Annotated in this window: 8 protein-coding genes; 3 read left to right on the top strand and 5 right to left on the bottom strand. The window is 36.5% G+C overall.

Annotation, left to right across the window (positions count from 1 at the left end; genetic code table 11):
- Positions 1 to 1,025: phenylacetate--CoA ligase family protein (locus FJR05_RS02895; RefSeq protein WP_168642729.1), on the bottom strand; the 1,025-nt coding region annotated here is incomplete at its 3' end.
- A gap of 257 nt (positions 1,026 to 1,282) precedes the next feature.
- Between FJR05_RS02895 and FJR05_RS02890 the strand changes: the two genes are divergently transcribed.
- From FJR05_RS02890 to FJR05_RS02880, 3 genes are all read left to right on the top strand, one after another.
- Positions 1,283 to 2,323: a WD40 repeat domain-containing protein gene (locus FJR05_RS02890; protein WP_168642728.1), complete on the top strand. Its 1,041-nt coding sequence runs from the start codon at positions 1,283 to 1,285 to the stop codon at positions 2,321 to 2,323.
- 87 nt (positions 2,324 to 2,410) lie between these two features.
- Positions 2,411 to 4,120: a serine/threonine-protein kinase gene (locus tag FJR05_RS02885; RefSeq protein WP_168642727.1), complete on the top strand. Its 1,710-nt coding sequence runs from the start codon at positions 2,411 to 2,413 to the stop codon at positions 4,118 to 4,120.
- An 86-nt stretch (positions 4,121 to 4,206) separates the two neighbouring features.
- Positions 4,207 to 6,309, top strand: coding sequence for a protein kinase (locus tag FJR05_RS02880; protein WP_168642726.1), 2,103 nt, complete (start codon positions 4,207 to 4,209; stop codon positions 6,307 to 6,309).
- Positions 6,310 to 6,325: 16 nt separating this feature from the next.
- On the opposite strand, the gene FJR05_RS02875 is transcribed toward FJR05_RS02880, so the two are convergent.
- The 4 genes from FJR05_RS02875 to FJR05_RS02860 all read right to left on the bottom strand — a co-directional run bounded on the left by FJR05_RS02875 (position 6,326) and on the right by FJR05_RS02860 (position 13,330).
- On the bottom strand, positions 6,326 to 6,523 hold the full coding sequence (locus FJR05_RS02875) for a hypothetical protein (protein WP_168642725.1): 198 nt from the start codon (positions 6,521 to 6,523) through the stop codon (positions 6,326 to 6,328).
- Between the two features lie 120 nt (positions 6,524 to 6,643).
- Positions 6,644 to 6,877: a 2Fe-2S iron-sulfur cluster binding domain-containing protein gene (locus FJR05_RS02870; RefSeq protein WP_174783558.1), complete on the bottom strand. Its 234-nt coding sequence runs from the start codon at positions 6,875 to 6,877 to the stop codon at positions 6,644 to 6,646.
- A 61-nt stretch (positions 6,878 to 6,938) separates the two neighbouring features.
- Positions 6,939 to 12,023 carry a hypothetical protein gene (locus FJR05_RS02865; RefSeq protein ID WP_168642724.1) on the bottom strand — a complete coding sequence of 1,695 codons (5,085 nt, stop codon included), beginning with the start codon at positions 12,021 to 12,023 and terminating at the stop codon, positions 6,939 to 6,941.
- On the bottom strand, positions 11,993 to 13,330 hold the full coding sequence (locus FJR05_RS02860; RefSeq protein WP_168642723.1) for a P-loop NTPase fold protein: 1,338 nt from the start codon (positions 13,328 to 13,330) through the stop codon (positions 11,993 to 11,995). Before FJR05_RS02860 ends, FJR05_RS02865 begins: the two co-directional genes overlap by 31 nt.
- Positions 13,331 to 14,513 lie beyond the last annotated feature (1,183 nt).

Here is a 14,513-nt window from a genome sequence, read left to right as displayed (position 1 = left end):
CCTTTAAATTTTTCTGTTAACCTACTTAAAGGCACACCATTACGCCCAGAAAATAGTAAATTTCCATCTTCTACTTCAAAAAACCGACTGCAAGGATCATATTGAACTAAAGTAGGTAAACGCGACTCTCCAAATAATGCTTTAGCTGCGGCAGGTGTGGCTGCTAAAAACCGCCGAATACAAATACTTAAAGGGGTTTCATTGCCTAAAACTCCTGCATCTGCTGTTCCATACATGGAAGCAAAATCATCATAGGGATTTTCTGAACCGATTCTTTCCCCAACTAAATCGCGCCATTCTTCACTGAATACTTCCCCTGCCATGACTAACTTAATGTGATATTGTCCCCACTGCATTCCATTGGCAATACCCGTATCAATCACATCTTTGAGAAATGGTGGATATCCTAATAAGACAACTTGCTCAAAATTACTGCCCAATTCTTGGACAATTCGCAAAATTTCTGTTTTATTATTCCCTGGAGTAATAACGGTAATTGGATAACCTTTAGCGGCTAAATGACGACAGCAATTAGTGGTAAACATTCCACCAACCCAAGTTCCCAAGGTAAAACAAATTACTGCTAAAGTGGGTTTAGTATCGGCATGAAAACTATCATGAAAAATTTGTTCAAAGCGGGTGGCTATTTCTAGTTCGTCGGTGATGAAACGTGGCCAAAATGTGGGTTTACCTGTTGAGCCAGAGGAAGCAGCAATCATATCACAACTTCCTAGTTTTCCATTATTACACAGTTGGGGCAAAGAATAACGGGAAATATAATTTTCTTTATTAATTTTTGGTAAGTTTTGGAAATCTACTAATGTTTGAATATCTTGAGGATTTATGTCTCGTTCTGCTAAAAATGCCTGATAAGCGGGTACACTAGCAGCTACATCTTGAAATAATCTCAAAGCTATTTCTTGAGAGTCAATATTCAAGTGTTTTTCTAGTTTGTCTGCTAAGGGAGTTGAGATAAAATCTTCTAATCCCCGAATTGCTTTTTGTGTTGATATTTGTGGTGTCATAAGGCTGGTTTGTAAAAAAAATCTGGTTGTTCTTGCTGAAAATTCTATCTATAAATGCAATTTTTTAGTAACCTATGGGATTTACCCACTGTACAAACTCACCATCATATCAATAAACGAAATTGCGTCGTTTTCGGCTTTGGGAATAACTGATTGAGTAGGGTGCGTCAGATAGAGGAAATCTGTTTTTTACAGAATTATCGGGTCTGACGCACCCTACAAAAGCCATAACTACAAAAGCTCTAACCTATTATTATATGAATCTAATTTCTTGGAAAATTTTGACGATCGCTACTTTGGGTGTGGCTATACCTTGGCTTCCAGCTAATTCATTGACTCCTCCTCCTACTCATGCAACTACTTATGTCAGCCAAAGTAGTCAACCGATTTTCACATTCAAAGAACCAGAAAGAGTTCCAGCTATTATTATTAGTGCTGATGGCAAAAAATTAATTGGTGGTAGTCGGTCAGGAAGTATTAAAATCTGGGAATTACAGACTGGTAAACTTTTAAATACTCTGAAATCTAAATCAGAAGGTGTTACGTCTCTGGCTATGGGTGGGACAAATGGACAGATTTTGGTGAGTGGCGATATTGATCATACGGTTAAGGTGTGGAATTTGTCTACGGGTAAACTACTTTTGACGATCGCTGGACATTCATTGCCAGTGGAAGCAGTAGCAATTAGTCCTGATGGCAAAACCCTTGTCAGTGGTAGTGATGATCGTCAAATCCAAATATGGAATTTACAGACGGGAACACGACTGCGGACTCTTGTGGGACATTCAGATTATATTAGTCGTCTGGCTATCAGTCCTGATGGGAAAACTCTTATCAGTGGTAGTGGGGGTAATAGTGCGGCAAAGGAACAAGTTAAATTGTGGAATTTACGGACTGGAAAACTGTTGCACAGTATGGAACATCCACCGGGTGTTGATGCTTTGGCTGTGAGTTTGGATAATAAGGTGGTGATTAGTGGTAGTTTTGGTCAGTTGGTGAATAAAGATAGCGCCATTAATACTCTGAAGTTTTGGGAATTAGGTACGGGTAAATTGTTGCGTGATTTTACTCAGAATACAGATTCAATTGAGTCAATTGTCCTCACTGCTGATGGACGAAGGATGATTACTGGCAATTTTAATGGCAAAATAAAATTTTGGGATTGGCGCACTGGTAAGCTAATCTCAACTATGAGCGGTGATACAAATGCGGTAGAAGCGATCGCTATTAGTCCAAATCAAAAATTTCTTGCTAGTAGTAGCGAAGATGGGACAATTAGAATCTGGCAACTTCCATAAAAATTTTAGCTGTGAGATGCTACAAGAACGTAAATTACCTCGTTGCTTTTGTAGCCATTGACAACTCTCCATTTATCTCCCCGGATCATGCAAATATATTGCAGTCAACAACATCTAAATAATGGCGGTCATCGTTTTTGTACTCAGTGTGGTGAAGCATTACCTTTGACGGTGGGACAAGTTATTGATAATCGTTATGAAATTGCGCGGATATTAGGACAAGGTGGTTTTGGCCGCAGTTATTTAGCGATTGATCGGCAAAAATCCCGAAAAACCTGCGTTTTAAAGGAATTTGCCCCCAATGTGGTTAAACCGCAGGAATTACAAAAGGCTAAGGAACTGTTTGAACGGGAAGCAAGTGTCCTCAAAAAAATCCAACATCCCCAAATTCCCCAGTTTCATGCTTCTTTATCCGCCAAAATTGGGACTAAGGATTTTTTCTTTTTGGTGCAAGATTACATTGAGGGTGATAATTACGACCAGTTATTTGCACAGCGTCAAAGTCAGGGGAAGTCTTTTAGTGAGGAGGAGGTAATTAACTTACTGCATCATGTTCTGCCTGTGCTAACTTATATTCATTCTTTAGATATAGTTCACCGCGATATTTCCCCAGATAATTTGATTTTGCGCCAAAGTGATAATTTACCCGTATTGATTGATTTTGGAGGTGTTAAACAGTTACCAGCTTCTCAGGGTTTTTGGCGGACACAATTGGCTGTAAATGCAACTTTGTTAGGTAAGAAGGGATACGCACCAGAGGAACAGTTACTCCAGGGAAAAGTTTATAAAAACAGTGACTTTTATGCGTTAGCGGTGACGGCTTTGGTATTAATGACGGGGAAAGAACCACATTTACTTTATGATAGCTTTCATGGGGTTTGGCTTTGGGGTAAGGAAATTAAGGTTAGTCCCAAATTAGAGACTGTCTTAAAAAAGATGTTGGCATATAAGCCGAGCGATCGCTATCAAAAAGCCGAACAAGTTATTAAAGATTTACCTTTACCATCTACTTCATCTACACCACAGACTATGCAAACTTCTAACAATAATCCCAATCCCTATATTACTAAGTTGAAAACACAGGTAGTAGCGCCAGGAATCAAGCGCGTTCGCAGTATTCATGGTGGTGTCCACAATCAGACAAGTTTGTTTGTGCAAAAAATTCCCATGCCAAAATGGTTACGGCCTTTTATGGTTAGCTTTATTATGACTACGGCAATGTTGTCAACAGGTGCGGGTATGTTTGCTTTAGGAAATTTTGCAGTTAAAGGAATAACTTCAATTAAAGTTCCCCAAGTTGAAGTTCCCAAAATTCCATCTATTAATAATCCTGGAGGTGGAAAAAATAATCCTAACCGTAGTATTCAACAGGTGTTTATTCGTCTCCAACAGTTGGAAATTTCTTCGGCATTTTTTACTAACACAGTTAATGAAGTTTTTTATGCTGAAAGACCAGAATTAAAGAACCGCAAGTTAACTCAAAACCCCGAAGATGCAGCTTTGAGAGAAGAATGGAATACTATTGCTAATAAGTTATTAAATAATCTAGAAAAAGCTAATTTAAGTGAAACTGCTAAAAAGAAAATAGGTAGTTATAGTCAACAGGATTCCCAACGCTGGGAACAGTTAGCCAAAGCGGACAAATTGGGTAAATATAAATCTTTCCAGGATTTACGCGCAGATACATATCAGACTTTTGAACCGTTGTTTCCTGGTCAGGAACGTGGAAAACTCAATCAAAAAACCTTTCTACAAATCTGGTATGCGATCGCATCTGATAAAGTAGAAAATAAGTAATGGGTAATCGGTAATTTTCAGAAATGACCAATGACCAATGACCAATGACCAATGACCAATGACCAATGACCAATGACTAATGACTAATGACTAATATTTATTGTTCTCAAGGGCATCAAAATCCGTCTGGTAGTAGGTTTTGTCTCCAATGTGGAGAGAAAATTGGCAGCGTACCGACATCAGGAAATTCAGGTATTCAAGCAGGACAAACTTTAGGCGATCGCTATGTTATTATTCGACAAATTGGCCAAGGAGGATTTGGTAAAACTTACTTAGCAGAAGACCTTAACCGCTTTCGAGAACCTTGTGTTTTAAAAGAATTTTCTCCCCAAATCCAAACTCCCTACGTTGTCCAAAAAGCCGAAGAACTTTTTCAGCGAGAAGCAAGTGTTCTTTACAAATTACAACATCCTCAAATACCCCGATTTCGGGAACTATTACGCATCAACATCCAAGGGAAAGAAAGTCTTTTTCTAGTTCAAGATCATATAGATGGTGAAACTTATAATTCCTTATTAAATAGTCGTCAAAAACAGGGTTTAAAATTTACAGAAACAGAAATCCGCCAATTATTACAGCAAATTTTACCAGTATTAGAATATATTCATTCCCTTGGGGTGATTCATCGTGATATTTCTCCTGATAATCTAATGCTTCGTAGTAGTGATCAATTACCTGTATTAATTGATTTTGGAGGTGTTAAACAAGTAGCCGCCACCGTCGCCTCTCAATATTATCAAACAGGGGCAATTACCTCACCCACCAATGGCACTTTGTTGGGAAAAATAGGATTTGCACCCCCAGAACAAATGCAAACTGGTATGGTGTCCACCCACAGTGACTTATATGCTTTAGCCGTCACAATGTTAGTTTTACTGACAGGTAAACAACCCCAAGAATTAATTGATACTTATAATTTTAGTTGGCAATGGCGACGGGAAATCAGCCTCAGTTCCGCACTTGGGCAAATCATAGACAAAATGTTATCACCAATTGCCAGCGATCGCTATCAAACAGCCCGTCAACTTCTCCAAGTCCTTAATCCTCAACCTATTATTACCCAACCTATTACTCAAACTGTTAACCATCAGCAAACTCAACCCCCCACAACTGCTACAGTTGCCATTTCTCCCCCCAAAATCCCAACTCCAGTTCCTGAACCCGTGATTATTCCCACCCCTTCCCAACCAGGTATTTGGACAGGAAAAAATGTCTTGATTCTCGTCTTTGTCCTGACTATTGGCAGTTATTTACATTGGCAAAAAATTAAACCCCCTACCAACAATTTACAGACAAATAACCCGACAATTGTACCCAGTTCCAATCCCACAGAAACAGCAAAACCCGAAGTAACTTTTTCAGCAGAAGAAAGACAACGCAAACAAAAATTGAAAGATCGCCGTGAAGAATTAGATATCAATTATAAGTTTTATGTTACACTGGTAAACCAAGTATTTCGAGAAAAATATCCCAATTTAAAAGGGCGTATTCTTACTGATAATCCCGAAGATGAAAATCTCCGCACCGAATGGGATCAAACCGCCGCCGAAGTCCTAGAAAAACTATCCGCCATCACTTCTGACTCCCGTAGTCAATTGGGAAATTATACTGGAGATGAACGCGCAATTTGGCAATTTAAAATCAATCAAATCAACGTTGGTAGTCGGTCTTTATATGATTTAGGTGATGCAGCTTTTTTCAGTGAATTTCCTGAACAAAAGAGTAAAAGTTTTATTAAACAACCCATTGGACAAGTTTGGTACGCATTTGTTAATGATCAATTTAACGCCATTCTTGACAAAAGCATATTTGAAAGAATAGTCTTTCCTGAAGGCGCTACAGGTAAAACAGTAAGTGGAACTCTCCAGCCAGGAAAAGGTAAAGTTTTTATTGCTGGACTAGCCAAAGACCAAAATATGGAAGTTAATCTAGAAGCAAATTCAAAAGTTTTACTCTCAATTTATTCCCCCTCTGGGAAAATCGTATTAATAGAAGATTCTCAAAAAAGAACTGTATCCGAGACATTACCAGAAAAAGGATTTTATGAATTTGTTGTCGTTTCCAAAGCCTCAGAATCCGTAGATTATCAACTCACCGTCACCGCAGAAAATCCCTCAGAACCCGAACCCTCAGCAACACCAATAGAAGAACCAACTCCCACAGAAACACCCACACCCGAAAGTAATTAGGAGTCAGGAGAAAGAATTAGAAGGAGATATCCTTTAAACTATCATCTATTTTTTTGCGAAGAGATGATAAAAACATTATATCATTTCCTAGATCAGATACTTCATCTTCATATTCATCCAAGTCTTCAATTTGATTTATTCTTTCTTGGTATTTTACCATCAAATTATCAAAAGATTCGATTATGAACTTGATATCTTTAAATGATAAATCCATAGCTAATTCCTTGACAAGAACCCATTGCTAGACATACTACCTATTTATTCTGCTTGTCTACAAGCTTGTTTCTTCTTTGCGCCTTTGCTTCTTAGCGTCTTTGCGCGAAACAAAAGATAATTACCAAGTTGGATCACTAAAAAGATGGATTGTTAATTTCTCCTTTCCTGGTGGAACAGCAGTAATACAAGCCCGAACAACTTCCCCATCATCCAATTCTACAGTACAAGCGTGACAAGTTCCCATCAGACAACCCGTAGGAATTGATACCCCAGCCCGTTCCGCCACATCTAACAAAGCTTCTCCCACCTCAGCATTGACAGTAATATCATCTGGTAAAAAATTAATTTGCATAGTTATAACAGGTTTTTATTGCTTAAAAAATAGTTAAAAAGAGTAATTACGAATTATGCCCCTAATCATTTTCACACAAAGTGCGGTAACTTTGCTCTCTATAGCCATCTTTCCTAGTCATATTTGGATTATACAGTAGATAATCTTTTAGAATATGGCAATTACTTTTCAATAAACTTTCTAATTTAATATCTGACAACTTCCTTAAAATTACATTACCTTGATCACTACCAGCAGCCAATATTTGACCATCTGGACTAAAACTAACACTACTCAACTCTTCAGCATCACCCTTTAAAATCATCAATAAAACACCTTCTTGATTCCACAACCTGAGTTTATTATCACTGCTTACTGCTAGAGTTTGACCATCTGGACTAAACTTAACACTAATAAAACCATCACCATACCCCATAAGAGTTTTTTGTAATATACCGTTCTCACCCCAAATTTTAACCGTACTATCAAGACTAACGGAAGCCAATAATTTACCATTAGGCGACCATGCTACACCATTTACCCTGCGAGTATGACCAGTTAAATTTTTGATAACTTCCCCATTACTTGTCCATATTTTCACCAATTTATCATCACTAGCAGAGGCTAAAAATTTACCATTAGGACTAAAACTCACCCAATTAACAGCATCAGTATGACCATTTAAAGTTTTGAGTAAAGTCCCATTTCGACTCCATAATTTAATTGTTTTATCCTTACTAGCAGAAGCGATAATTTTACCATCAGGCGACCACGCCACAGCTAAAACTGTATCAGTATGATTATTTAAAGTTTTGATTAAAGTCCCATCTGGACTCCATAATTTAATTGTTTTATCCTTACTAGCAGAAGCAATGATTTTACCATCAGGCGACCACGCTACACCCCAAACTTGATCATTGTGACCAATGAATATTTTTAGTAATTTACCATCTCGATTCCAGATTTTTATTGTTTTATCCAGACAACCACCAGCAATAGCATGACTATCAGGACTAAAACTAATACTTGTCACCCAGTCATCATTAGTTTGGGGATGATGCAAAATCAGACTATCCCAACGCCATAAAATAATAGTTTTATCCCTACCAGCAGATGCTAAAGTCAGTCCGTCAGGACCAAAACTGACACTATTTACCCAACTATTATGTCCTCTCAGAGTTTCTAGTAAATTACCATCAAGACTCCAAATTTTAATTGTTTCATCCATACTCGCAGATGCTAGAGTATGACCATCATTACTAAAATTAACACTAATAACACCGCTACTGTGTCCAGAAAGAGTTTTGAGTAATTGACCTTCTCGACTCCATAATTTGATTTTTTTATCCATACTAGCAGAAGCAAGAATTTCACTATTAGGAGACCAAGCTATAGCGACAACAGCATCTTTATCCCCCGATAAAGTTTTGAGTAACTGACCTTCTCTACTCCACAATTTTATTGTTTTATCAGCACTACTAGAAGCAATAATTTTACCATCACCAGACCAAGCTACAGCTAAAACCGCATCTTTATGACTTCCTAAAGTTTTTAGTAGCTTACCTTCTTGACTCCACAATTTTATAGTCTGATCTGTACTAGCAGATGCAATAATTTTTTCATAAGGATGAAAACTGACGCTATTGACTACAGATGTATGACCGAGTAAAGTTTGTAGGAGTTTACCTTTTCGATTCCACAATTTAATTGTTTTGTCTTGACTAGCAGAAGCTAACATTTGACTATCAGGACTAAAATTTACACTATTTACCACATCATCATGACCTGATAAAGTCCTTAATAAAATCCCGCGAGGACTCCAAAGATTAATTGTTGTATCTGCACTAGCTGAAGCTATTAAAGATTTATCAGCACTAAATGTCACCATTCTCACCCCCGATAAATGACCTTCTAAGCGGTTACGTTCTTTGACTCCATAAACCGCTTGATACAGTGCAGTTAATACCTTTTCTTGAGTAAAAGTATTTCTCCATAGAGTTTTTTTTAATTTTCTCCCGGCTTTTAAACTTTCTTTAAGAGCATCAATACCTTTTTGAGAAGCAAATAAAGCCTCACTAGACGCACTTAAGGTTTTCATTTCACTATCTGTGGACGTAATTACAGAAGTAGTTAAGCCAAACATAGCAATAATAGAAGCTGTTAAGGCTATTTTGAGGGCAATATTTAATCTAATTGCACTTAACCGTTGTTTTTCCTGACTATCAGCTAATTTGGCAATCAACTCTTTTTCTTTTAATTCTGTTCGTAAATGTTGAATTTCTATTTGACTTTCTTCTTCTCGCTTGCGTAATTCTCGTAATTCTGCCAGTAAATTATCTCCTTGTGGATAGTGGATATGTTCTAAATTAACACTGTTTTGATTTTTTCTTAATTCACTTTTAAGACGTTCAATTTCTTGATAACTATTTCTAACTTTATCCCGTAATGTATTAATTTGTGTTTGCAATCCAGATTCTTGTTGTTGTAAATAACGAATTAGGCTGACTAAATAATCATGAATTAATTGATAGCGTTCGGGAACATTGGGAAATATCACAACTAACCCAGAGCGAATTAAAATATCTAAAATTAACTCTAATTTACTAGGATCTTCTAACTCTGAGAGTTCTAATGTTAATTCTGCACGGGTTTTAAAAGGTCTTTTATTATTATCATCTGTTAATAAGTATAAAACTAGAAGAGCAGCCCGTTCGTTTTCTTTTCCACATTCTTTAATTAATTCTTGAATATATGTTTGAATTAACTTATTGGGACGATAGGGGTGATACTGTGCTAGAGTAGTAATATATTTATCCTGTAATTGTGCGCCGGCTAATTGTAATTCTATCGGACGAACTTCACCCAATTCTGAAGACAAATCCGCAACTAACGCATCAATTAAATCTGGTTCTAATTTAAGTTGAGATTGATAATGTGAACGTTCAGTTAGTTTTTGAATGATTTTTCTGGCATTTTCAGGAGAAAAGTTATTCAGTTGATAACGAATATTTTTATCAAGAATATTATTATTAATTACATCAATTGATGAGAGATGTTTAAAATCTAAAAGCCGATGTAAATAATCTTCGCGCAAAGTTAAAATAACTTTTACGAAAGATATGCCTAAACAATCACTAATAAATTGATCAAATGCCTGTTTTTCATGAATATCTGTATAACCAAAGAAAAATTCTTCAAATTGGTCAAAAATTAACACTGTAATTAAATGATTATCTGCATTTTCCCGTAATTGTTGCAAAATGCTATTAATAGTTGTAGGTTGGGAAAAATCAGATCGAGATTCTGTTTCAATCGCTGATGTTTTCCACAGTTCTAACATAGCCTTAGCAAAAGATTTTCCTAATTCTCCTAACCAATCTGTATAGACTTGGAGAACAACTGGTACAGCAATTTGATCACCAACAGCGCGGGTTTGCAGTGCAGGAACTAAGCCAGCAGTGACAGTAGAACTTTTACCAACACCTGACTGTCCATGAATAACTATTAATTTTTGGTCTGCACGACTAATTCTGCCAATTAAGTTATTAACATCAGATTCTCTACCGGAAGCAGCAATTTCTAAGGCGATACTATTACTGCCAAATATAGATATTAAAGTGGGGTTAGTGACTTGTCTTTGAGGTTGTAACCGTCCAGCCCCAATAAAGGAGACAAAACCATATTGTTGTTCTACAGAACGAAGTTTTTGTTTAATAATATAGGCTTGAAGATAGTGTCCTCTTTGAAAGTATAATGACCTTAAATTATGTAATAAGCGAATATAACGATGGGCATCATATTGATGTTCACTGTTTTCTAAGGCTGATGAAAGCCGTTGAGATGCTTCATTTATATATTCTTTTGCTACGGTTATTTGTCCTAGATTATGAAGGGCTTTAGCTAAAGTTAATAAATAAATTTGTTCTAAGATTAGAGGAAATAAATAATGATTTGATTCTGGGTAATTTTTTTCTGTTTCTAATTGTAGTAGTGATATATGCGCTAAAATACTAGCTTGTATCCAGTTTGAATTATGTAAGGCTACCTGTGCTAAAAAACCATAATCACAAGCTAATTGAATTTTTCTACCATATATTTGATGTAATTCTAGGGATTTTTTAGCGATAACTGCTAATATGTCCCATGATTTTAAACTATATAAGACTTCTAATAATTGTTCAATAAATTCTGAAACTAAATCTATCCTTCCAGCAATTTCAAATGTTTGTAAACATTGCTGAAAATATGTCTTAGCTGATTGCCAATATCTCTTTTTTGATTTGGGGTTTTGTTCGGCAAGACGACAGCAGCATAATCCAATATAAAATAATAAAATTGACTGTTTTAAAAGATAAGCATAGGATGAGTTGGGTGGTTCTGTTATATGATTTGCATATTCTGGCAGCCATGAATTTTCTTGATGATGCCAAAAACGCAAACTTTTTTGAAAGTTATTTAAGGCAGAATCAATTCGATTATTAACATAATCATCTATGCCAAAAATAAATTCTAACCTAGCATTTAATTCTGCTTCGATGCTAATCCCTCTATCATACAATTCTTTAATTGCATAATGTAGTTGATCACTACTAATCCATACTTGTTCTAAGGTGACAGGATTAGCTTGAGCATAATTACTTTGTAAAACTCTCGTAAATAAATCGTCGGTTTCTTGGTGGAGAAATTCTAGTAATCCCACAGAAGTCATTTCAAATCTAATTGGTGTAGCTGCCCAACTGGCAAAATCGGGAGCTAACCGGACGATTTTTTGTAAAACTTCATCATTTACCCAAAAAATTATGGGGATTTGATAATGTTTACGAAATTCATCTCTAACTTGATTAATGGAACGCAGGAGATCATCTATTTCATAGATTGATTCAAACCCCATAATCATTAATCCAGCGGGTTCAGCAATGGCAATTTGTGATTTAATAGTTGTGTATAAACTTGTGGTATTTTCATCTAAAAAAATACTTTGAATGCGCTCATTTCCCCAACCATTAATTGCTAGTTGCTGCTGGATGATATCTCGCAGAAATTCGTAGTTACAGCACAGTAAAATAACTGAAAACTGATTTTTAGAAAAGGTAATTGCTCTTTCTAAACTACGCAAAGACTGTTGATTAGCAGCGATTATATTCTCTGCTTGCTGTCTTTTAACCATAATTTAAATTTTTCAATTTCTGCTAAAACCGGGTTAAGTGCAAACCAAACTCCTTGGTGATCACGATATTCAAAGACGAATAAACTGCGTAATAAAATGTCGTACTCTGCATTGCCTCTAACTCGTTGATCTTGAATTACTTGAAAGATTAATTCACTTTCTTCTATATCAATGGCGTTAGCCCGGTAATCTCGTTGTCTTTGAATCACTAATTCTACACATTGGCGATCAAAAGGTGGGTCTTGTTCTCGCAAACAATCAAATAGTAATCCTAATAAGTCGCGGACATGACCACCACTAATTAGACATAAACGATCTAGGGTTTCTAAATTATCAAATAATTGAGTAACTAAATTCAAGCGATCGCCTGGTAACATATCAGGAAAGGCTCTGGCTAAGACCATTTGGCGCATTAATCCCAGTCCTTCACTATTAATGTCTCCACAACGTTGACGCACGGGAATCATCGGTAATATTTTCGGTGCGACTCCACCCCCTAAACGGTGTTGTAGTTGGGCGCTATCATTGGAAAATGTCAAAGCCAAGGGAATTGTATAAACTATGTGACAATGTAATTTTCTTAATTGTTCTCCTCGATCAATGAATAAGTATTCGGGAAGCGATCGCCCAGACGGTAAAGGACGCACCGCCACCCTATCCAAGTTATCCACAATCACCACCAATCCCTTCTTACCCCTGGCTTTTAGCTCCAAATTCGCCCGGTCTAATAGTTCTTTATTAATTGATTGTAAGATATTTTCTGTGCGTGGTTCTAGATAGTCTCTTAACCGTCTGCGTAACTGCGGACTTTCCTTAGTTTTCGCCGTAATTTTGGCAATCCCCACAGATAATTCCGCTTCTGCCCCCAATTCTAAAGGCGTTTGCAAAAAATCTACCAACTCCCCAAACAACTTAGTAAAATAACTGGGTTGGACACGCAGCTTCATCGCTTCCAAGTTTTGACTTACCAAACCAGCGATCGCCAACAGAATATCTGTAATATCTATATCTACCATTTCCAAAACATGAGTAGACTCAAAATAGACCACATGAAAATCCTGCGCCTCCAACTCAGCCTTAAGTCTTAATAACTCCGTAGATTTTCCGCAGCCCAAATGTCCTGTAAATAACTGGCAGGTTGGCGTATTTGGAGAAATCTTCGTAATAGTCCGCAGCAAAGCCTCAATAATCTTCCCACCCCGGACTGAAGTAAAATCAATATAATACATCCGGTCATCTACATTCTCAATCATTAACGGACGGGAAGGATTACAAGCCTGATAAAATCTTTCTAAATTCAAAAGCATAAAAAATTCAAGTCACGCTGTAATGGTCACAACATCATCTGTCACAATCCCTTTTACAGTAGAAAACCAGACATATCCGCAATAACTTGGTATAGAAACACAATTAATTTTATCTTTTTTTTTACAGCCTCACCCAACCCAGTCCCCAAAACAATTTAACCGCATCAAAATTTTACACTAGTAATATAAATAACATAATAGAAAGTAAGGGCGGGGTTTCCCCACCCTAAATCAATAAATTACACTGAATAGCATTGCATCCGACTGATAACCGCCACAACAATTGAATCACTCCCTCTACAGAAGCAACCCAAAACAGGCACAATATTGAAAGTGGATAAAAAACTTGATGTTCTGACAAATCTAGTCAAACACTAAATTACATAGCTTCAATTGCCATTATTACTTTGTCATCAAAGCATATTAATCCTTGCATTGACCCTGACGAATACAATCACCTGATTGTTCGTCTCTAGCAGACATACCCACCACTAACTGTGATTGAGTATAATTTCCGATTCTTGTCCCTGTATTGTCAACGGACAGCTTGTTCCCTGCAAAACAAGCGTTGGAATTGTACAGATAGACCGACAATACCATAAGTCCTAAACCAATTGTTCTTTTCATATCAAACTTCAATTCAGACTGCTATTGCGTAATCAACAACATCATCTTGATCAATTATGAAAAACTTATGAATCAGCCAATAGTCATAAAAATTGCCATAAAAAATCTGTCCATAGCATCAAACAAGACACCACAAACAATGCAAATTTAAAGCGCATTAGCCTATCACGTCTATTCATAATAAAGATTAATCTAGACCAGTATTGAACATCGCCAAACTACATCATTGATTTATCTAAAAATGAACAAACGAGTCGTTTTTTTTAATTAATTCACAAATCCCAATTGGGATCCGTGACTGCTAAATTAACTTTTACCCCCCTGGCAAAGTTAATTTAACCACAAGATAACGTTCTTTCCATCTATACAAATTCTCTGAGAAAAACCCGGACAAAAAAATCTTTTTTTGACCAGAAACAAAAATCAATATTATCCGTCATCAAATAAACAACGTAATATAAAACACAGTTGCATTTAATCCCCAGCGGAGATTATTTTTTCGTAATCATGAAAAAATGACTCATTACAAGCCATAGAGCTAATTAATATTTTATAA

The organism is Dolichospermum sp. UHCC 0259 (assembly GCF_009711935.1).
Classification (GTDB): domain Bacteria; phylum Cyanobacteriota; class Cyanobacteriia; order Cyanobacteriales; family Nostocaceae; genus Dolichospermum.
This window is presented reverse-complemented; position numbering and strand designations above follow the sequence as displayed.